Below are 20,471 nucleotides of genomic sequence, written 5' to 3' on the forward strand. Positions count from 1 at the left end.
GCTGCTATTGACCTGATTTGGTGCCGCGCTCCTGAAAAGCTGCTCTGAGTTCACGCAGCTGCTGGCTCGTCGCGCCCAACTCCGCCTCCATCCGATTGGTCGGCAAGTCCGTGTAAGCGATCGGCCGATCGAACTGGCTCGCCGTGAAGTCATATCGCCGCCCATCGATCCTGTTGTAGAAATGATCGCCGGCCGGCAGCGGCGTCTTCAGCAACTCGCCTCCGAAGAGTTCGTGAATGAGCAGCGCCGTGACGTTGCATTGGCCTGCCGCAGGATTGCCGGCCGTCCATTGGCTGGCCGTCGACAGCGACCAAGCCTTGAACAGCGCAGCTTGAACTGCATGAGGATCGAAGCTCATCGTCACGTCTCATCTCGTGAGGGCGTCCTCAAGCAAAGGCCCCGGAGCTTTCGCTCCGGGGCCGACTTCGCGAGATGCTGCGCTCAGGTTTGCGCGTGACGCGCCATGAAACTGTCGTAGGCGAGCTCGGCCACCTGGAACCACGAGTAATCGTTGTTCGAGAAGTTCGTCAGCGACTCGTAGACTTTCTTGAAGTTCTCGTTGGTGCCCGCAATCTCGCTATGCAGCGCCTTCGCCGCCTTGAAGGAAGCCTCCATGACCTCGGGCGGGAATGCGTGCAGCTTGGTACCGCCCGCGAGCAGGCGGCGTAGCGCCTGCGGATTGGCCTGATCGTATTTCGCCATCATCCAGTTGTTGGCATAGTGGCCGGCCTGCTCGAGAACGGATTGGTAATATTTCGGCAGCGCGTTCCACTTGTCGAGATTGACGAAGCTGAGCAGTATCGGCCCGCCCTCCCACCATCCCGGATAGTAGTAATGCGGCGCGACCTTGTAGAAGCCGAGCTTCTCGTCGTCGTAGGGTCCGACCCACTCCGCGCCGTCGATCGTGCCTTTTTCCAGCGCGGGATAGATGTCGCCGCCCGCGATCTGCTGCGGCACGGCGCCGAGCTTGGCCAGCACCTTCCCGGCGAAGCCACCGATGCGGAATTTCAGTCCGTTGAGATCAGCGACGGTCTTGATCTCCTTGCGGAACCAGCCGCCCATCTGGCAGCCGGTATTGCCAGCCAGCAGCGAGGTGACGTTGTAGCTCTTGTAGAACTCGTTCAGAACTTCCTTGCCGCCACCCAGCATGTACCAGGCTTGGTTGATGCGCATGTTGGGGCCAAAAGGCACCGACGAACCGAAGGTAAAGGTCGGGTCCTTGCCGAAATAGTAGTACGAGGCGGTGTGGCCGATCTCGCAGGTGCCGTTCTGCACGGCATCGAGCACCTGCAGGCCCGGCACGATTTCGCCACCGGCGAAGGTTTGGATCTGGAATTTGTTGTCGGTCGCCTCGGCCACAGCCTTGGCCATCACCTCGGCACCGCCGTAGAGCGTGTCGAGCGATTTCGGCCAGCTCGTCGGCATGCGCCATTTGATTTCCGGCATCGACTGCGCGATTGCGGGAGCGGCAAGCGTCGCGGCGCCGGCCGCACCAAGTCCTGTGACCTTGATGAAGTCTCTTCGTTTCATGTTGTCCTGCCCTGATGGATTTACGATTGCGGGCCTTCTTGTCGAGGCCTGACCGACAGCATGGCGCAGCGCCGGCTCGAATGCCATCGTGATCGCACTGCGGCATGGAAAAAGTCCTGCCTCGCAAGTGGTAGCCGGGTCACCCTTAAGACTTAAGTACTAGCTCAGCGCTCGGGTGGCGCCTGCGCGAAGGTTTGACCGGGGCGGCGGCATCTCGCCGGCGAGCGAGCCAGATTTCGGATTAAGCGATGATCGCAATTTGCCACTGTTTTGCCCGACGGGTCAAGCCCGCCTCCATCCGGCCGTCATTGCGGGGAGCCCCCGCATCTACTGTGCATGGGGTTGTTTTCTCGAATATTGAGTGCGCCCTCCACCGCGGCAAAGAAAAGCCCGGCCTCGCGAACGAGGCCGGGCCATTCAGTCCGACAGACTGGTCGTCGATCAGCCGCGGGTGCGCGAACGGATCATGAAGCTGTCGTAGGTGTATTCGGCGACCTGCCACCACAGATATTCGTCGGAGCGGTAGGCCTGCATGGCGTCGATCGACTTCTTGAAGTCGGCGTTCTTGGCCGAGAGCTCGGCCCACAGTTCGTTGGTCGCCTTGAGGCAGGCTTCCAGCACTTCGTTGGTGAAGGGACGGAGCTGCGTCCCGCCGGCGACCAGACGCTTCAGCGCGGACGGGTTCTGCATGTCGTAGCGCGCGGCCATCCAGCTGTTGGCGTTGGCCGTCGCGTTGGTGAGAATCGCCTGGTAGTTCTTCGGCAGCGAATTCCACTTGTCGAGGTTGGCGAAGGCATGGACCATCGGACCGCCTTCCCAGAAGCCCGGATAGTAATAGTACTTCGCAACCTTGGCGAAGCCGAGCTTCTCGTCATCGTACGGGCCGACCCACTCGGCCGCGTCGATGGTGCCCTTCTCCAGCGCCGGATAGATGTCGCCGCCGGCGAGTTGCTGCGGCACCACGCCGACCTTCTGCAGCACCTGGCCGGCAATGCCGCCGATGCGGAATTTCAGGCCCGACAGATCCGCAACGGTCTTGATCTCCTTGCGGAACCAGCCGCCCATCTGGGTGCCGGTGTTGCCGCAGGCAAAGCCGATCACGTTCGACTTCTTGAAGAACTCGTTGCCGAGCTGCTCGCCGCCGCCCTGGTACCACCAGGAGTTCTGCTGGCGCGCGTTGAGGCCGAACGGCACCGAGGCGTAGATCGCCCAGGTCGGGTCCTTGCCGACATAGTAGTACGACACGGTGTGGCACATCTCGACCGTGCCGTTCGAGGTCGCATCGAGCGCCTGCAGGCCGGGGACGATTTCGCCGCCCGCGAACACCTGGATCTGGAATTTGTTGTCGGTCATCTCGGCGACGTACTTCGCCACCTGCTCACCGCCGCCATAGATCGTGTCGAGCGACTTCGGGAAGCTCGACGTCATGCGCCACTTGATCTCGGGCGAAGACTGCGCAATCGCCGGCGAGGCTACCGCGGCGGTCGCCGCCGCGCCTGCTGCCGACACTTTCAGAAAATCACGACGCTTCATCTTCAGGTCTCTCCTTGCTGGGGCATTTCCCCGAACTTCTTCTTTGCTGCCGCTCGTTCCGGCGACGCGGCGTTCAAGCCTGCGTCAAGCCGAAGGGGCTTCGCCGCCGTGGGCATTTAACACGGAAGCTACTCTCGCGGAACGCGACAATGGCATGACAGGGGGCGACGAAAGTCGCATGTTCCCTGACGTCTGGCTTAAGCCGTTGCGATGGCGCCCTTGAGCTGGTCCCGGACCTGTCCCGCAATGGCGCGGTAGATCGCCGCATGGGGCCCATCGGGCTCGCTGTCCACGACGGGATTGCCGGCATCCGAAGTCGCGCGAATCGCCATGTGCAGCGGGATCTCGCCCAGGAACGGTACTCCGAGCTTCTCCGCCTCGTGGCGCGCGCCGCCATGGCCGAAGATGTCCGATTTCGTGCCGCAATGCGGGCACTGGAAATAGCTCATGTTCTCGACGATGCCGAGCACGGGCACGTTGACCTTCCTGAACATGGCAAGGCCGCGCCGTGCGTCGATCAGGGACAGGTCCTGCGGGGTCGAGACGATCACGGCACCCTTCAGCGGCACGTTCTGCGCCAGCGTCAGCTGCGCATCGCCAGTGCCCGGCGGCATGTCGACCACGAGCACGTCGAGCGTGCCCCATGCGACATCGCGCAGCATCTGCGTTACCGCCGACATCACCATCGGGCCGCGCCAGATCATCGCGGTCTCTTCCTCGACCAGGAAGCCGATCGACATGATGGCGAGGCCGAAGCGCCGGAGCGGAATCATCTTGCGCTCGCCATCCAGCTCCGGCTTCTCGTGCAGGCCGGTCAGCCGCGGCACCGAAGGGCCGTAGATGTCGGCATCGAGCAGCCCGACCTTGAGACCGAGGTCGCGCAGGCCCAATGCCAGATTGAGCGCGGTGGTCGACTTGCCGACACCGCCCTTGCCGGAGGCGACCGCGATCACAGCAGCGACGCCCGGAATCTCGGACTGCCGCGCCATCGGCGATTGGGCGCCGCCCTGCGGCGCCGGCTTGTGAGCGTGGACCGGCTGCACGCCGGGTGCGCCGCGACTCGGCTGCGGGGGCGGCGGCGGAGCAGCGCCCGCCTTGCGCTCGGCGGTCAGCGCCACCATCACGGTGGTGACGCCGGGAAGGCCGCGCACGGCGGCCTCGGCCTCGGCCCGGACGGATTCCCAGGCCCGCGCCTCGGCGGCATCCACGTTGATCGAGAAGAACACCTTGCCGTCGGACGCGCTGATCGCGCTCAGCACATTGGCATTGGTGAGCGCGACCCCGCGGGGCGACTTGATCTTGGCGAGGCTGTCGAGGACCTGTTGCTGCGTCACGCTCAAAGCGCATCTCCTGGAAGTTCAAGATGCCCCATTAGAGCGGAAACGGCCAAAAGGCTACTGCCTGCCGATATCGTCAGCCATCTCGGCGGGCGCTGCCCCCTGCTCCTTCGCGGCCTCGTAATTGAGCTCGATCATGACCCCGTTGGGGTCGTGGACGAATATCTGCCAGAGGTCGCCGCCGGGCACCTGTCGGGAGTCGAATTTCATGCCTTTGGACGTCAGGCGCTGCTTCATGCCGTCGAAGCCGCGGCTGACGAAGGCGACGTGGTGGACGACGCCGGAATCCGGCTTTTGCGGCTCGGAGGTCGGGGAAATGTCGACGAGGTGCACCACCGGCTTGCCCTCGCTGTACATCCACGCCCCCGGGAAGGCGAAATTCGGCCGGGCGCCTTTTTCGAGACCCAGCACGTCCTCGTAGAAGCTGACCGTCTCGGCCAGATTCCGGGTCCGGATATTGAAATGATCGAGGACGCCGACGCTTATTCCGCCCATGCTTTCGCTCCCTTGTTTTGAAGTCCTTGAGGTCCGCCATCCTAGCACAGGAGGCCGCCAAACGAAGCCGTTGCCCTCTGCCCGCAAGGGTTTATGGTGCGCCCGGCCCGCCCTCGGGCGGAACCTCAAGGACCCCGGCTGGCGCCCCCTCGCCCGGCTGCAACCGTAAAACTCAAGCTACGGACACACACATGGCTAAAGTCGCTTTCCTCGGTCTCGGCGTGATGGGCTTCCCCATGGCCGGACACCTCGTGAAAAAAGGGGGCCATGAGGTCACCGTCTACAACCGCACCGCCGCCAAGGCGAAGGAGTGGGCGGACAAGTTCGGCGGCAAGACCGCGGCGACCCCGAAGACCGCGGCCGAGGGCCAGGACTTCGTGATGTGCTGCGTCGGCAACGACAACGATCTGCGCGCGGTCACGATCGGCCCAGACGGCGCCTTCGCCGGCATGAAGAAGGGCGCGACCTTCGTCGACCACACCACCGCCTCCGCCGAAGTCGCGCGCGAGCTCGACGCGGCCGCGACCAAGGCCGGCTTCAAGTTCATCGACGCCCCCGTCTCCGGCGGCCAGGCCGGCGCCGAGAACGGCGTGCTGACGGTGATGTGCGGCGGTGCCCAGGACGTCTATGCCGGCGCAGAGCCGATCATCACGGGCGCCTATGCGCGGATGTGCAAACTGCTCGGGCCAGCCGGGAGCGGCCAGCTGACCAAGATGGTCAACCAGATCTGCATCGCCGGCCTAGTGCAGGGCCTCTCCGAGGGCATTCACTTCGCCCAGAAGAGCGGCCTCGACGTCGCCGCGGTGATCGAGACCATCTCCAAGGGCGCGGCGCAGTCCTGGCAGATGGAGAACCGCTACAAGACCATGAAAGAGGGCAAGTACGATTTCGGCTTCGCTGTCGAATGGATGCGCAAGGACCTCTCGATCGCGCTGGCTGAGGCTCGCCGCAACGGTGCCAATCTTCCGGTCACCGCGCTGGTCGACCAGTTCTATGCCGAGGTCGAGAAGATGGGTGGCAAACGCTGGGATACGTCGAGCCTGCTCGCGCGCCTGTCGCGCTGATACCTGACGAAGCGAATTCCGCCTTGCTGATCGCGATCACCGCACTCTTCGTTCTCGCCTATGCAGCGATCGCGCTCGAACATCCGATCGGGATCAACAAGAGTGCGTCCGCGCTGCTCGGCGCGGGCCTGCTCTGGATGATCTATGGGATCACGACGGGCGACCACGCTCTGGTCGGCCGTCAGCTCGACGATTCCGTCGCCTCGACCGCACAGATCGTGTTCTTCCTGATCGGCGCGATGACGATCGTCGAGGTGATCGACGCCCATGACGGTTTCGAAGTCATCACTTCCCGCATCGGCACGACCAGCCAGGTCAAGCTGATATGGCTGGTCGCCTTCGTGGCCTTTTTCCTCAGCTCTATCCTGGACAATTTGACGACGACCATCGTCATGATTTCGCTGATCCAGCGCCTGATCGCGCGGCGCGAGGACCGCCTGCTGTTCGCCTCCCTCATCGTCATAGCCGCCAATGCCGGCGGCGCATGGACCGTGATTGGCGACGTTACCACCACAATGCTGTGGATCGGCGGCCAGATCTCGCCGCTTAACATCATGAGCGGTGTGTTCCTGCCCTCCCTGATCAACCTGCTCGTGCCGCTGGCGGCGATCAGCTTTGCACTGAAGGGCAAGACCATCGCGCCGCCTCCGAAAGACGGCAATATGCTCGGCGTCGACCAGGTCGAGCGCAATCTGATGTTCTTTCTCGGGCTCGGCGTGCTGATCGCGGTGCCCGCCTTCAAGGCGGCCACGCATCTGCCACCGTTTATGGGCGTGCTGCTCGGACTCGGCCTCGTCTGGCTGGTCGGCGACATCGTCCATCGCGGCAAGGATGAGCATGTTCGCCGTCCCCTGTCGCTCGCGCACGCGCTCACGCAGATCGACATGGGCTCGATCGTATTCTTCGTCGGCATCCTGCTCGCGGTCGCCTGCCTCGAACATGTGAGCCTGCTCTCGATGCTGGCGAAATGGCTGGATGCCACGATCGGCCGCCAGGACATCATCGTCGTCGTGCTCGGTCTGCTCAGCGCCATCATCGACAACGTGCCGCTGGTGGCCGCGACCATGGGCATGTACGACCTCGGCCACTACCCGCCAGACAGCTTCCTTTGGGAGTTCATCGCCTATTGCGCCGGCACCGGCGGCTCGATCCTGATCATCGGTTCGGCCGCAGGCGTCGCCGCCATGGGGCTCGAGCGGATCGAGTTCCTCTGGTACGCCCGCCGCATCGCGGTACCCGCGCTCGCGGGCTATCTGGCCGGCGCAGTGGTCTATGTCGCGCAGCACGCGTGGCTGCACTGAGCGGCAACTGCCGGGGGCCCGAATTAACATCCGGTTAACGTAATTTTTTAGCTCCTTAAGTCACCTCTTAAGGATTTCTTGCCAGAGATAGACAATGCAGAAGGCCCGCGTCCGACGTGGGCAGGAATCGTTGTTGCTTGATGAGTAACCCCGCTGAAAAGCCTGAGGTAGTGCAGCTTCCGGCCGAGCCGGCCAGCGCTCCGTCGGTGAGCAGCCGAAGGGCTGCGGCGCAGCGGGTGCGCGAGGCGCGCGATAAGTTAACGTCGACCAGCGGAACCCGGCCGGCCTTCGACGCCGAGTTGCTCCGCCAATATGCGCAGACACGGCTCTCCGCCTCCTACGTCGTGATGCTGCTGGTGGTCGCGACCGGCATGCTGTTCGGCCTGTGGATGCAGCCGATCCCGGCCGCGGCCTGGACCGCCGGCATGATCTGCATCCACGCCGCGATGATCCGCAGCTGCAAGCGCTTCCTGATCGAGCCAGCGTCGCCCACCGCGACGCGCGCCTGGCGAACGCGCTTCGTCGTGCTCGACCTGCTCTACGGCCTGTGCTGGATGGCAATACTGATCCATCCCGTGCTCGACATGGTCACGGAAACGCTGATGATGTTCCTGATGCTGCTGGTGATCGCAGTATCGAGCATGCTTGCCGCCAATCTGCCGATCGCAGCGCTGGCCGCCACCGCGCCGGTTGCGGTCGCCATGGCGCTGAGCTTCGTGATGAGCGGCTCGCTGGACAATTATATTCTCGGTGCACTCGCACTCGCGGCCGAAGGCTATTTCGTGCTGCTGGCGCATCGCCTGCACTCCTCGACCTTCGCCACGCTCGAAGCGCGCGCCGAAAAGGACGCGCTGATCGGCGAGCTCGAACAGGCCAAGGCGATCTCGGATGAAGCCCGTCACCGCGCCGAATCCGCCAACGTCGCCAAATCGCGCTTCCTCGCGCAGATGAGCCATGAACTGCGGACGCCGCTCAACGCCATCCTCGGCTTCTCCGAGGTGATGAAGAGCGAGATCTTTGGCGCGCATGCGGTGCCGGTGTACAAGGAATACTCGGCGGACATCCATAATTCCGGCGTGCATCTGCTCAACCTCATCAACGAGATCCTCGATCTGTCGCGGATCGAAGCCGGCCGCTACGAACTGAACGAGGAAGCGGTGTCTCTGGTCGGCATCGTCGCCGACTGCCACCATCTGATGAAGCTGCGCGCCTCCAGCCGCGGAATCACCATTCACGAGGTGTTCGAGCAGGCGATGCCGCGGCTATGGGCCGACGAGCGCGCGATCCGCCAGGTCGTGCTCAACCTGCTTTCCAACTCGATCAAGTTCACTCCGCAAGGCGGCGAGATCTGGCTCAAGGCCGGCTGGACTGCGTCTGGCGGGCAGTATCTCTCGGTGAAGGATTCCGGCTCGGGCATCCCGGAGGACGAGATCCCCGTCGTGCTCGCCTCGTTCGGCCAGGGCTCCAACTCGATCAAATCGGCCGAACAGGGCGCAGGCCTGGGCCTCCCCATCGCCAAGAACCTGATCGACCTGCATGGCGGCACGTTCACGCTGAAGTCGAAGCTGCGCATCGGCACCGAGGTGATCGTCACCTTCCCGCCGGAACGCGTGATGAGCGCGCTTGCGCCGCTCTCGGAGGACGCGCCGCCCCTCCAGCCCGAGAGTTCCATGGTGCCTGACGAGAAGCGCAGGCCGCGACACAAGCCGATCATGAGCGCGGGCACGGGTTCGTAAACACATGCTTGCAGACATGCCCGCCAATCCCCCACTATGTCCGGATGAGCAAAGAAACGCCGTGCGTCGCCGTCTGCATGATCGATCCCAAGACCAAGCTGTGCTTCGGCTGTGGCCGGACTTTGCCGGAGATCGCGCGCTGGCACGCCATGGAAAGGGCGGAACGGCTCGCGTTGATGGCGCAGCTCCCGGCGCGACTAGCGGACGCCGGGTTGCAGCCGATCGGGGGCTCGGCCAAACGGGCCTGACGGGCTCGCGCGCCTTCGGAGGCGCGCAATGATCCGCTTCCTGCTCGTCCTCGTCATGCTCGCCGGCACGGCCGGCGCCGTGGTGGCCTATGGCGACCCCGGTCAGATCGCGCGCGCCAGCCACAAGGTCTCGCACATCTTTCGCACAAAGACGGCAACGCCCGCCCCCGCGGTGCAGATCCAGCGAGGCCAGGGCGGTGAATTCGCACTACGCGCCAAGATCAACGGCGTCGCCGCACCGATGGTGATCGATACCGGCGCCACGTCGGTCGTGCTGACCTGGGAGACCGCGAAGGCGATCGGGCTGCCGCTCGAGGTGCTCGAATATGACGTCGACCTCGAGACCGCGGGCGGTCACACCAAGGCGGCGCGGCTGACACTTGATCGTCTCGCCGTCGGCCATCTCGTCGAGAAGTCGGTGCCGGCGCTCGTGGTGCAGCGTGGGCAGATGAAGACCAATCTGCTCGGCATGAGCTTCCTCGATCGCCTCGAGAGCTGGGGCGTGCGCTCCGACACGCTATTGCTCACCGGCTATCCGGAGCTCCAGAGCAGCCACCGCCGCGGACGCACGGCGGTCGATTAGGCGCGCGCCAAAGCGCCACTTTCCGGTCCCGGCCACACAGCCAATCCTTGAATCCACAACGAACGCGGCCGTGGCAATTCCGCTATTTACAAACCAACTAGTCGGTTTATAGATGGAGCCGTTCCCCGATCGGGGTTGGACGAGCCGTCGCGCCCAAGTGATTGAGGCGGCCAAGTTGGGAGATTGAAAGTGATGACTGCGAGAGCCGCCTTGAGCCGCGCGATACGCACCCTGCCCTTTGCCGTCGCGCTCGGAACGAGCAACGCCAGCGCAGCCGACCTGTCGCCGCGATACGCCGCCCCCGCCTACACCGCGCCGCAGCCGGTCTACTCCTGGACCGGCCTCTACGCCGGCCTCAACGCCGGCTACGCCGAGAGCGGCGACAATGCCTTCAACAATCTCGTCGGTGCGAGCGGCGGCAAGGTCAAGGGCGCCATCGGCGGCGTACAGATCGGCTACAACTATCAGCTCTCGCCGATGTTCGTGGTCGGCATCGAGAACGACTTCGAAGGTGGCGATGTCAAGAACCACGACGCGCTCAACAGCGCCGCGGTCAGCCTGCCCTGGTACATGACCGGCCGTGCCCGCGCCGGCATCGCGACGATGGATTCACGCCTGCTGTTCTTCGGGACCGCCGGTCTTGCCACCGGCGAATTGAAGGACGGTCCGATCAACAAGATGAAGATGGGCTGGACCGCCGGCGGCGGTGTCGAATGGGCGTTCGCGCCGAAATGGTCGGCCAAGGCCGAATATCTCTACACTGAATTCAAACACGACAATCTGCCGGACTGGAATGCTGCGAAACTCCACAGCTTCCGCGTCGGCGTGAACTACCATTTCGACCTGTTCCGCTGAGCCTCTTGAGGAAGAGCCAGATGCCGCGATCTGGCTTTTCTTGCGGCTACGCTGCCTCTGCCGGCGCGCGAGCACCGACACGCGCAATCGCATCGCGCAGCACATCGATCCCGGCGCCTGGCTTAACGCCCTGCTCGGCAAGATGACGGCGGAAAGCGCGTGCACCGGGCACGGCGTGGAAGGCGCCGACGAAATGCCGCGTGATGGCGTGCAGCCGCGTGCCGCGCGCCAGCTCCGCCGCGACATAGGGCATCATCGCCTCGAATGCGTCCTGCATGGTCGCGTGCGGCGCCGCCTCGCCGAAGATGTCGCTATCGACCGAGAGCAACCGCCACGGCTCCTGATAGGCGGCGCGGCCGAGCATCACGCCATCGACATGCGCAAGATGCGCTTTCGCCTCCTCTATGCTCAGGACGCCGCCATTGATGATCACAGGCACATCAGGCATCGCACGCTTGAGCCGATAAACGCGGTCGTAGTCGAGTGGCGGAATGTCGCGATTCTCCTTCGGGGACAGACCGTCGAGCCAGGCCTTGCGGGCATGCACGATCAGCGCGTCGCAGCCAGCAGCCGCAACAGCGCGCGCGAGCGTATCGAGCGCTACTTCGGGATCCTGGTCATCGATGCCGATGCGGCATTTTACCGTGACGGGGATGGAGACCGCCCCCTTCATCGCCTCGACGCATCTTGCCACCAGATCCGGCTCAGCCATCAGGCAAGCACCGAAGCGGCCGTCCTTCACGCGATCGGACGGGCAGCCTACATTAAGATTGATCTCGTCATAGCCGAACTCTTCGCCGATCCGCGCAGCTTTCGCGAGGTCGCTGGGATCCGAGCCGCCAAGCTGCAGCGCCACCGGGTGCTCGACTGCGTCGAAGCCGAGCAGCCGCTCCCGATCGCCATGAATGATGGCGCCCGTCGTCAGCATTTCCGTATAAAGCAGCGCCCGTTTCGTCAGGTGACGGTGGAACACCCGGCAGTGCCGGTCGGTCCAATCCATCATCGGCGCTGTGGAAAATCTCCAGCGTAAGTCATTCATCTTGCTAAGTTATTTTGGTGTCGATCAGTCGCATATGTTGTAGGAGCGACTGAGATATCGAGTTCGGCCACGTTTCCGCAGGGGTGGCTCTTCTAGGCTCATTTGGGTCTGGATTGGAAGGGAAAATCGCGAATTCGGATTCTCAGTGCACAGGTCGCGCACACGAAAAGCCGCGTGCACACGCGGCTTGCAAGACTAGCGACGGAAATACAATGCTATGTAAAGCTGCTCTAGACCGGCGTTATGCCCAGTTTGCGGATTGAGTATAAATTGCGCGATGTTCCTTGAACTTCACGCGCATCCGAGCGACACAACTGCCGCCAAGGTCAGCGCTGAAAGTCCGTCACACGCTCCAGTTTCTGCAGGCAGCGCGAGGTGCGGACCACGGCCGGCATATCCTCGTCCGGAAAGTTTGTTTTCCAGTCGGTGACGCCGACCTCACCGACATACATGTCACCCCTGGAATCCAGCGCGATACCATGCGGCGCCAAAAACTTTCCGCTCGCAAGGCCGGGACCGTCCTCGCCGCCGAGCCGCGCAACTCGCTTGCCGTTGGCATCCACAATAGACAGCCGCGGGCCGAGATTGGGCACTTTGCGGTTGACAGGCATGGCCGGCCCGAGTTCGCCAACCACGAAAGTCGGGTTCTTGGCCCCGCCGCAGCAGCACAGCGCACAGGGCCGGTGCAAATTATTCCATTGCGCCTCGTATTTTCCGTTGCCGTCGAACACCTGCACGCGATGGTTTTCGCGATCGGCGACATAGACCCAACCGTCGGCATCGGTGACGATGTTGTGGACGATGTTGAACTGACCGGGATCGGTGCCCGGCGCGCCCCAACTCGTGATCAGCCTGCCGTCCGGCGTGAACTTGTGAATGCGGGCGTTGCCGTAGCCATCCGAGACGTAGATCTCGCCCTTCGGCGACAAGGCCGTGTGGGTGCAGCGATGGAAGGGATCGCCGCTCATGAACGCCGCGGGCTTCCCGGGCACGCCGATCGTCAGTAGCACCTTGCCGTCGGTCGTGCATTTGCGGACGGTGTGGTCGCCGTCGTCGGTGCAGTAGAGATTGTCGTCGGCATCAATGTGCAGGCCATGGGCGCGTGAGAACAGCTCCTCACCCCAGCTCCGCAGGAAATTGCCGTCGCGATCGAGCACCACCATCGGATGGGCGCCGCGATTGAAGACGTAGATGCGATCCTTGCTGTCGACCGCGACGGAGGCAACGTCGGTGAGCTGCCAGCCATCCGGCAGCTTCGCCCAATTATCGACGACGCGGTAGCGATGTTCGCCCGAGCCGAGGATCGCTGCCACTGGTTTTCCCGCTATTGCTCGCTTGCGGCACGCACCATCGCTCAAGCGAAGGTGCAACCCTTGGATTCCAGCACCTTGCCGATGCCGGACAGTTCGAGGATGTTCCCGCCAGCCTTGAGTGCCTTCATCACACCGGCTTCCTTCTCCTCGCGCGCCGCCGACTTGACGCAGACATCGGCGATATTCTCCTTCGGCACGATCACGACGCCGTCGTCGTCGGCACTGACGATATCGCCGGGACGAACGGCGATGCCGCCAATGACGATCGGCTGGTTGATGGTGCCGAGCGTCTCCTTGACGGTGCCCTTCATGCAGAGGCCATAGGAGAAGACGTTGAAGCCAGTGCCGCGCACCGCAAGGCCGTCGCGAACGCCGGCATCCGTAACCAGCCCGACGATGCCCTTGGCGACGCACGCCGTCGCCAGCACCTCGCCGAAGCCGCCTTGTTCAGGATGGTCGCCCGCGCTCACCACGAGCACATCGCCTGGCTTCGCCAGCGAAATCGCCGTGATCAGCATCATGTTGTCGCCGGGATGGCAGCTCACCGTGAGGGCTGGGCCGCAGGCGCGCATCCCTGAATAGATCGGCTTGATCCGGGAGGTCAGCGCGCCCGATCGTCCCTGCGCCTCATGCAGCGTGGAGGGAGGAAACTGCTTGATGCGTTCGACGAGGTCTGCGGCAGGTCGGTCGAAAGTTTTGATCACGTGAACCATGGTCCCTCCCTGGGGGTCCGCAGCAAGACTGCGCTACACCTCCAAATAGTCCACGGCCCAATCTTCGAGAATTTCAGATTTTAGGATTGCCGCATCGCATTTCGTTATGGCTCTTCGTCCGACCCATCCCGCACCGCCATAGAGACCGCTGCAACAACGGCATTAGGACTCGTCGCGCAATCGTACGGTCCCCAGTCCTTCGCAATGATCTCCAGCAAGATCTTGTAGACCGCGAATGCGGCGTCGGACAGCGCGATGTTGTCCGAGATACACAACGACATCTGCTGCGACGCCGACGGCGCGTTGATCCTGCGAACACAGAGCTCGTCGAGGTTCGGCAACTCCTTTGCGATCGACATGGGCAGCACCGCAGCACCGATTCCGGCCGCGATTGCCGAAGACAAGGTCGATTGCGAATGGATCTCGGCGACGATGCGCGGGCGGAGCCCCGCCTCGGCACAGACCCGCTCGACCGCCTGACGCAGGAAGGATTCCCGATACGGCAGCAGCAGGTCGAATTGCGCGACCTCCGCCGCCGAAACTTCGTCGGGAGGAGCGTGATTCCCATAGGTGCTGCGGGGCGCGACGAGATAGAAAGGCTCGCGCATCAACGGCTTGTAATCGAGACCGGTCACCGGACGATCGCCATACAGGACAGCCATATCCATGCTGCCCTTCAGCATCATTTCGCTGAGCATGATTCCGGAACTATCATAGATGTGCAGCACGATGCCGGGATAGCGCTCACGGACCCGCAACAGCAGCGGGGTTGCGAGCAGCGCGGCCGAGCTGAGCGGGGCGAGGCCAATCGTGACATTGCCCGTCAACTCCGGCTTGTTGTCGAGAATGGTGCGCCTTGCCTCTTCGATCTGGCGCTGGATCGACCTGGCATAGCGGTAGAGGATTTGTCCGGCCTCGGTCGGCTTGACGCCGCGGGCGCTGCGATGGAGCAGCTTGCTCTTGAAATCCGCCTCCAGGCTCGCAATGTGCTGGCTCAACGCCGGCTGCGCGACATTCAGCACCTTCGCCGCGCTCGTCATGCTGCCGAGATCGACGACCTTGATGAAGGCCTCCAAACGTTTCGTATCCAATACGGAGTCTCCGGATATCCAGCTAGGGAGCCATGCAGCAGCAATAGGCTGAAGCTATGGGATCAGAAGGAATTGTTCTTACCACTGGGAACCCTGCGGGCCTATAGGTTGGTACTGCACTCGTCCGCAGCTCGCCTTGCAGCCGATGCCGCTCGCGCGGGTTGGACGGTAGCAGAGGAGCCCTTGGGATGGGATTTTCGGATTATCGTACGGCCTTGGTGACGGGCGCTTCCTCGGGAATCGGGGCTGCGACGGTTCGCCGCCTGAGTGCGGAGGGACTTCAGGTTCACGCCGTGGCACGTGACGCCGCGCGCCTGACCGCCCTGGCGGCGGAAACCGGTTGCCGTCCCTGCGCCGTTGATATCAGCGACCTCGACGCGCTCGCAGCCCTGGCAAAGTCGGCCGAGTTCGACGTCCTGGTCAACAATGCCGGCCAGTCCCGGCGCGGCAATATCCTGGACACCACGCCGGAAGATATTGACGCGCTCATCGACGTTAATCTGCGCGCGGTCCTGCATCTGACGAGCCTCGTCGTGCCGGGCATGGCACGTCGCGACCGTGGTCATGTCGTCAATATCTCCTCGATCGCCGGCCACTACGCGTTCGGCGGCGGAAATACCGTCTATCATGCCACGAAAGCCGGCATTCACTCGCTGTCGCAGCAATTGCGCGTCGACCTCTACGGAACCAGGGTCCGCGTCACCGAGATCTCGCCGGCCCGGGTCGAGACTGAGGTTTTCGGGCGGCTGCTGGGCGATCTGGCCGAAGCCAAGCGCCGCTTCTTCGACGACTATGATGCCCTCCAGCCCGAGGACATCGCAAATTCGATCGCATTCGTGGTGGGCTCGCCAGCGCGCATGAATGTGGCGTTCATGGAAGTCCTGCCGACCCAGCAGGTCGTCGGCGGCCTTAATTTCGCGCAGAAGAGCCGGCCGCCGGCCGAGTAATGCATGAACGCCCCGAACGCGAGAGGTCGTCAACGCGGAGCGTGACAGTGGACTTGCCCAAGATCGAACAACTCGTGGATCTGGTTACCCGCTCCTCCATCGCGGAGCTGGAGCTGACGCAGGACGGAACCCGCATCCGCATCCTCAAGCATCCATCTGGGGAAGCGCAGCCGGTCGCCGTGCGCCCTGCAAGCGCAAGCGGCCCGCACGTCCCTGCCGCCGATCATCAGAACAGTCCCCCGTTCGATGCAACCGCTGACCTCATCGTGCCCGCGCCGATGCATGGCGTCTTCTACAGATCTGCGACACCGGACGAGCCCCCGCTGGTCGAGGTCGGCGCGAGGATCGAGGCCGGGCAGAAGATTTGCATCATCGAGGCGATGAAGACCTTCATCGACATCGCCGCCGAAGCGCCCGGCGTGGTACTTGCGATCCTCGCCGAAAACGGTGACGAGATCGCGGCCGGCCAGGCGCTGTTCCGGATCGGTCCTGCGGGTTCGTCCTGATGTTCGACAAGGTCTTGATCGCCAATCGCGGCGAAATCGCGCTCCGTATCCAGCGCGCCTGTCGGGCGATGGGCCTCAAGACGGTCGTCATTCACTCGGAGGCGGACAGCGACGCGCGCTATGTTGCGCTTGCGGACCAGGCACTCTGCATCGGGCCGGCGCCCGCGAGCAGCACATATCTCAACATTGCGGCGATCCTGCTCGCGGCCGAGGCCAGCGGCGCCCGGGCGATCCACCCCGGCTACGGCTTCCTGTCGGAGAGCGCGGAGTTCGCAGAGCGGATTGCACACGCCGGCCTCACCTTCATCGGTCCTCCCGCGGAGTGTATCCGCGCCATGGGCGACAAGGTTGCCGCCAAGCGCGCGATGCGGGCCGCAGGCGTACCTTGTGTACCCGGGCCGGACAGCGCCCTGCCGGACGATCCGGCGGAGGTCCGCGCCATCGCGCAAGACATCGGCTATCCCGTCATCATCAAGGCCGCCGGCGGTGGTGGCGGACGCGGCATGCGGATCGTGCGCAACGAAGGCGCGCTGGACGAGGCGCTCGCGCTGACGCGCGCGGAAGCCAGCAAGGCCTTCGGGAACGCCGCGGTTTATGTCGAGAAATTCCTCGAAAAGCCGCGCCACATCGAGATCCAGGTGCTGTGCGATCAACACGACAACCATCTCTGGCTCGGCGACCGCGACTGCTCGCTTCAACGCAGGAACCAGAAGGTCGTCGAGGAAGCTCCGGCGCCAGGCATCGATCGCGCGCTGATCGAGCGGGTTGGCGCAAGCTGCGTCGAAGCCTGCCGGCGGATCGGCTATCGCGGCGCGGGCACCTTCGAATTCCTGTACGAGGACAGACAGTTCTTCTTCATCGAGATGAATACGCGCGTCCAGGTGGAGCATCCCGTCACCGAGATGACGACGGGAATCGACATCGTCAAGGAACAGATTCGCATCGCGCGTGGCGAACGGCTTGAGATCGCCCAAGAGGACATCGCGCGTGTCGGCCATGCCGTCGAATTTCGCATCAATGCCGAAGACCCTGCCACCTTTGCGCCCTCGCCCGGCACCGTGACGCGCTGGGATGTGCCCGGCGGCATCGGCATCCGCGTCGATTCCCATATCGTGGCCGGCGCCACCGTTCCGCGCCACTACGACTCGCTGATCGGCAAGCTGATCACCCACGGCAGCACCCGCGACGAGGCCCTGGCCCGCGCGCGCGTCGCCCTGTCAGAGCTCCGCGCCGAAGGCATCCGGACCAATGTTCCGTTGCATCAGGCGATCCTCGCCGATCCCTCGTTCTGCCGTGGCGGCTACGACATCCACCATCTCGAGCACTGGATGAATGCGAAGGTGGCCGCGCAATGACGGCACCAGACCGGCCGCGGATCAGCCTGCTTGGCACATCGGCCCTCCTTTTCGAGGCCCCCGGCGCGTTCGATCTACCGCATCAGCGACGCATCTGGGCGCTGGCCGCGACAGCGTCGAAATGGCCTGACATTCGCGAGGCTATTCCAGGCATTACTAATTTGATGCTGACCTTCGAAACGCCGCCATGTCAGCTCGACGCCCTGATTGCCGCCCTCCATGAGAGCTGGGACGCGGCGGAGAGTCTTGCGATCGGCGGCCGCGAGATCAGGCTGCCGGTCACCTATGGCGGCGAGGTCGGCTCGCAGCTCCGGTCCGTCGCGGATCATTGCGGCCTGTCAATTGACGATGTCGTGGCGATCCATGCCGCGCCGCTTTACACGGTGTTCGCGCTCGGCAGCCATCCCGGCTATTGCTATCTGGGCGGCATGGATCCGCGCATCACCATGCCGCGGCGACAGACACCGCTGCAACGTTCCGCAGGCGGCTCGGTCTCGATCGGCGGATCGCAGACCGGCATCTCCGCCTCGCCCGGCCCCAGCGGCTGGCATGCCATCGGACACACCAGCTGGACGTTCTTCGACCCCTCTTGGCCGACGCCCGCCGCGCTCGCGCCGGGAGATACGATCCGCTTCGAGATCGAACGGGTGATCCGGTGATCGAGATCCTGTCAGTCACGGGTCCCGCCAGCATCCAGGATCTCGGGCGCTTCGATCAATATCGCTTCGGGGTCGGCACGTCGGGAGCAATGGACGATGTCGCGCTGCGCGCCGGCAACATCCTGCTCGGCAATGATGAGAACGCCGCCAGCATCGAAATCCCGATGATGCCGTTCAAACTCCGCTTCGGCCGGGATATGGCCTTCGCGCTCACAGGGGCTGGTGTCGAGGCTGAGATCGCAGCACGCGCCATCCCGTCCTGGTGGCGCTCGCATGCACGCACTGGTGACGTTCTGACCATCAAGGCGATGTCTCACGGCGCTCGTCTCTATCTCGCCGTCAGCGGCGGCATCGACGTGCCTGTCGTGCTGGGCTCGCGCAGCACGCAATTTCGAGGCGAATTCGGCGGCCTGCATGGGCGGCCGCTTCAGGTGGGCGATAACCTGCCCTGCGCGGCGTCCGCCGCTGCCACCGGCGAACTCGGGATCGAGCCGGCCGAGATCACGCTGGCACGACCGAAAGCTGCGGCGGACGAGACCGTCGTTCGGGTTGTCGTCGCCGGCGAATATGACGCGTTCGATGCCGTTACGCAGGCGCTGTTCTGGTCCAGCGGCTGGAAGATCACTCCGCAGAGCAATCGCTACGGCTACCGCCTGCAAGGCCCCGCCGTGAAGCCGCAGGCACCCGTCGAGAAACGCTCGCACGGCATTGTCCCCGGTGTCATCCAGATTCCGCCCAACGGACAGCCCATTATCCAGATGCGCGATGCACAGACCTCGGGCGGCTATCCGAAGATCGCAACCGTGATCCGGGCCGATCTGTGGCGCGTCGGGCAGGCGCGGCTCGGCACCAAGCTGCGGTTCGAGCAAACTGGCTACACCGACGCGCTTGCAGCCGAATCCGAGATGTCGGCTTATCTCGACCGGCTGAGGACCAATGTGCGCCTTGTCGAGGAGACCAGAACATGCCGATAGAGATCACCGACATCGCGCGTCTGGCGCAGATCCTTGCAAAGTCTGGCGTCGACACGATCGAGATCGAAGAGCCGGGGCTGACACTGAAGATCGTCGTCGACACCGGTATCAGAATCGCGACGTCTGCAACGCCTGCAGCTACGGACGCCCCGATCAATGATCATTCCATCGTCGCAAAAGCTGATGTCGCTGGACATTTCCTTGCGGCGCATCCCTGGCAGGACAAGCCTTTCGTCGTGCCCGGCCAGCGCATCGAGGCCGGCGCGATCGTCGGCCTCGTCAAGGTCGGCCTGTTGTACGCGCCCGTCGTAGCGCCCGCCGCCGGCACCGTCGATGCCGTAATTGCGGAAACGGGTGCCATGGTCGGCTACGGCACCCCGATCGTGCGGATCCGCCCGCTCAATTGAGCAGCACGGTTGCGGGCGTGACCTCGCCGCCGCCCTCTTCGATCACGCGGCGTACCGTGCCGGCAAGATTGACCGATCCGGGCGTGTCGCTGTGGATCAGGATCGAGCGCGCCTCGACCTTGATCGACTTGCCGTCGATGGTCTTCACCGTCCCGCTGTCAAGGAGGCGCTTGACCCGCTCGGCGACGGCTTCGGTCGAACTGATCACTGAATTGGGAAGCTTGCGCGACACCAGATGGCCGTGCTCATCATAGGCGCGATCGGCCAGGAACAGAGTCAGGATGCGCAAGTCCACCTTGCGCGCAGCGCGCACGATCTCGGCGTCGGGCTGCGAGAACACGATGAAATCGCGGTTGATGGTCGCAATCGCTCGGGCCACGACGTCGGCCATGTCGGGGTCCGCATTGACCATGTTGCCCATCGCGGCGTGGAAGCTGACATGGGTCACGCGGTGGCCGGCATTGGCCGCGATCGCCTGCAGGGCGCCGATCTGATAGACCATGTGCTTCTCGAGCTCGGCGGCGTCCATCTGGATCACGCGGCGGCCAAATCCAAGCAGATCGGGCAGGCCCGGATGGGCGCCGACCTCGACTCCCTTCTGCTTTGCCAGACGAACCATGCGATCCATTATGATGGGATCGCCGGCATGAAACCCGCATGCCACATTGGCGGACGAGACGATCCCCATCAGTGCCTCGTCGTCGCAGATCCGATAATTGCCGAAGCCTTCGCCCATGTCCGAATTGATGCCGATTTTCATGTTCGTACCCTGCTCTTGTTATTGT

21 protein-coding genes and 1 pseudogene are annotated in these 20,471 nt (G+C 63.7%); 12 read left to right on the plus strand and 10 right to left on the minus strand.

What is annotated here, in order from left to right; translation table 11 throughout:
* Window positions 1-4 precede the first annotated feature (4 nt).
* The 5 genes from XH90_RS22640 to XH90_RS22660 all read right to left on the minus strand — a co-directional run bounded on the left by XH90_RS22640 (window position 5) and on the right by XH90_RS22660 (window position 4,895).
* Window positions 5-358, minus strand: a complete 354-nt coding sequence (locus XH90_RS22640) for a hypothetical protein (RefSeq protein ID WP_194482773.1) — start codon at window positions 356-358, stop codon at window positions 5-7.
* 83 nt (window positions 359-441) lie between these two features.
* Window positions 442-1,530: a TRAP transporter substrate-binding protein gene (locus XH90_RS22645; protein WP_194476542.1), complete on the minus strand. Its 1,089-nt coding sequence runs from the start codon at window positions 1,528-1,530 to the stop codon at window positions 442-444.
* 441 nt (window positions 1,531-1,971) lie between these two features.
* Entirely contained in the window at window positions 1,972-3,063 is a 1,092-nt protein-coding gene (locus XH90_RS22650) for a TRAP transporter substrate-binding protein (protein ID WP_194476543.1), read from the minus strand.
* Window positions 3,064-3,260: 197 nt separating this feature from the next.
* On the minus strand, window positions 3,261-4,403 hold the full coding sequence (locus tag XH90_RS22655) for an Mrp/NBP35 family ATP-binding protein (protein ID WP_194476544.1): 1,143 nt from the start codon (window positions 4,401-4,403) through the stop codon (window positions 3,261-3,263).
* Window positions 4,404-4,457: 54 nt separating this feature from the next.
* Complete coding sequence (locus XH90_RS22660; protein WP_194476545.1) at window positions 4,458-4,895, minus strand: VOC family protein; 438 nt, start codon at window positions 4,893-4,895, stop codon at window positions 4,458-4,460.
* Window positions 4,896-5,062: 167 nt separating this feature from the next.
* Here XH90_RS22660 and XH90_RS22665 point away from each other — a divergent pair.
* The 6 genes and pseudogenes from XH90_RS22665 to XH90_RS22690 all read left to right on the plus strand — a co-directional run.
* Window positions 5,063-5,959, plus strand: a pseudogene (locus XH90_RS22665) (NAD(P)-dependent oxidoreductase); the annotation flags it as partial.
* A 23-nt stretch (window positions 5,960-5,982) separates the two neighbouring features.
* On the plus strand, window positions 5,983-7,260 hold the full coding sequence (gene nhaD, locus XH90_RS22670) for a sodium:proton antiporter NhaD (RefSeq protein WP_194476547.1): 1,278 nt from the start codon (window positions 5,983-5,985) through the stop codon (window positions 7,258-7,260).
* 140 nt (window positions 7,261-7,400) lie between these two features.
* Window positions 7,401-8,996 (plus strand): HAMP domain-containing sensor histidine kinase, encoded by a 1,596-nt coding sequence (locus tag XH90_RS22675; RefSeq protein WP_194476548.1) that lies wholly within the window; start codon window positions 7,401-7,403, stop codon window positions 8,994-8,996.
* A gap of 44 nt (window positions 8,997-9,040) precedes the next feature.
* Complete coding sequence (locus XH90_RS22680; RefSeq protein ID WP_194476549.1) at window positions 9,041-9,244, plus strand: DUF1289 domain-containing protein; 204 nt, start codon at window positions 9,041-9,043, stop codon at window positions 9,242-9,244.
* A 28-nt stretch (window positions 9,245-9,272) separates the two neighbouring features.
* The gene (locus XH90_RS22685) at window positions 9,273-9,827 is read left to right on the plus strand and encodes a TIGR02281 family clan AA aspartic protease (protein WP_194476550.1); all 555 of its coding nucleotides are present in this window, start codon (window positions 9,273-9,275) and stop codon (window positions 9,825-9,827) included.
* A 192-nt stretch (window positions 9,828-10,019) separates the two neighbouring features.
* Complete coding sequence (locus XH90_RS22690; RefSeq protein WP_194476551.1) at window positions 10,020-10,682, plus strand: outer membrane protein; 663 nt, start codon at window positions 10,020-10,022, stop codon at window positions 10,680-10,682.
* A gap of 46 nt (window positions 10,683-10,728) precedes the next feature.
* Here the strand turns inward: XH90_RS22690 and dusA are convergent, their stop codons facing one another.
* The 4 genes from dusA to nac form a co-directional block, all read right to left on the minus strand.
* Window positions 10,729-11,721, minus strand: coding sequence for a tRNA dihydrouridine(20/20a) synthase DusA (gene dusA / locus XH90_RS22695; RefSeq protein WP_194476552.1), 993 nt, complete (start codon window positions 11,719-11,721; stop codon window positions 10,729-10,731).
* 326 nt (window positions 11,722-12,047) lie between these two features.
* The gene (locus XH90_RS22700) at window positions 12,048-13,034 is read right to left on the minus strand and encodes a peptidyl-alpha-hydroxyglycine alpha-amidating lyase family protein (RefSeq protein WP_194476553.1); all 987 of its coding nucleotides are present in this window, start codon (window positions 13,032-13,034) and stop codon (window positions 12,048-12,050) included.
* Window positions 13,035-13,075: 41 nt separating this feature from the next.
* On the minus strand, window positions 13,076-13,747 hold the full coding sequence (locus tag XH90_RS22705; RefSeq protein ID WP_194476554.1) for a 4-carboxy-4-hydroxy-2-oxoadipate aldolase/oxaloacetate decarboxylase: 672 nt from the start codon (window positions 13,745-13,747) through the stop codon (window positions 13,076-13,078).
* Window positions 13,748-13,851: 104 nt separating this feature from the next.
* Window positions 13,852-14,838 (minus strand): nitrogen assimilation transcriptional regulator NAC, encoded by a 987-nt coding sequence (gene nac / locus XH90_RS22710; RefSeq protein ID WP_194476555.1) that lies wholly within the window; start codon window positions 14,836-14,838, stop codon window positions 13,852-13,854.
* A 188-nt stretch (window positions 14,839-15,026) separates the two neighbouring features.
* Here nac and XH90_RS22715 point away from each other — a divergent pair, with 188 nt between their 5' ends.
* From XH90_RS22715 to XH90_RS22740, 6 genes are read left to right on the plus strand one after another with little or no spacing between them, the layout of a single operon-like run.
* The gene (locus tag XH90_RS22715) at window positions 15,027-15,785 is read left to right on the plus strand and encodes an SDR family oxidoreductase (RefSeq protein ID WP_194476556.1); all 759 of its coding nucleotides are present in this window, start codon (window positions 15,027-15,029) and stop codon (window positions 15,783-15,785) included.
* Between the two features lie 47 nt (window positions 15,786-15,832).
* Complete coding sequence (locus XH90_RS22720) at window positions 15,833-16,291, plus strand: biotin/lipoyl-containing protein (RefSeq protein ID WP_194476557.1); 459 nt, start codon at window positions 15,833-15,835, stop codon at window positions 16,289-16,291.
* Complete coding sequence (accC, locus tag XH90_RS22725; RefSeq protein ID WP_194476558.1) at window positions 16,291-17,646, plus strand: acetyl-CoA carboxylase biotin carboxylase subunit; 1,356 nt, start codon at window positions 16,291-16,293, stop codon at window positions 17,644-17,646. The genes XH90_RS22720 and accC overlap by 1 nt, the downstream gene beginning before the upstream one ends.
* The gene (gene pxpB / locus XH90_RS22730) at window positions 17,643-18,305 is read left to right on the plus strand and encodes a 5-oxoprolinase subunit PxpB (protein ID WP_194476559.1); all 663 of its coding nucleotides are present in this window, start codon (window positions 17,643-17,645) and stop codon (window positions 18,303-18,305) included. Before accC ends, pxpB begins: the two co-directional genes overlap by 4 nt.
* Complete coding sequence (locus XH90_RS22735) at window positions 18,302-19,279, plus strand: biotin-dependent carboxyltransferase family protein (RefSeq protein ID WP_194476560.1); 978 nt, start codon at window positions 18,302-18,304, stop codon at window positions 19,277-19,279. Before pxpB ends, XH90_RS22735 begins: the two co-directional genes overlap by 4 nt.
* A complete protein-coding gene (locus tag XH90_RS22740; RefSeq protein ID WP_194476561.1) occupies window positions 19,270-19,686 on the plus strand; it encodes an acetyl-CoA carboxylase biotin carboxyl carrier protein subunit in 417 nt (138 codons plus the stop codon). Before XH90_RS22735 ends, XH90_RS22740 begins: the two co-directional genes overlap by 10 nt.
* On the opposite strand, the gene XH90_RS22745 is transcribed toward XH90_RS22740, so the two are convergent.
* Window positions 19,679-20,446, minus strand: a complete 768-nt coding sequence (locus XH90_RS22745) for a LamB/YcsF family protein (RefSeq protein ID WP_194476562.1) — start codon at window positions 20,444-20,446, stop codon at window positions 19,679-19,681. The two genes, XH90_RS22740 and XH90_RS22745, sit on opposite strands and share 8 nt — an antisense overlap.
* Window positions 20,447-20,471 lie beyond the last annotated feature (25 nt).

Origin of the sequence: Bradyrhizobium sp. CCBAU 53338, from assembly GCF_015291665.1 — a bacterium.
Taxonomy (GTDB): domain Bacteria; phylum Pseudomonadota; class Alphaproteobacteria; order Rhizobiales; family Xanthobacteraceae; genus Bradyrhizobium.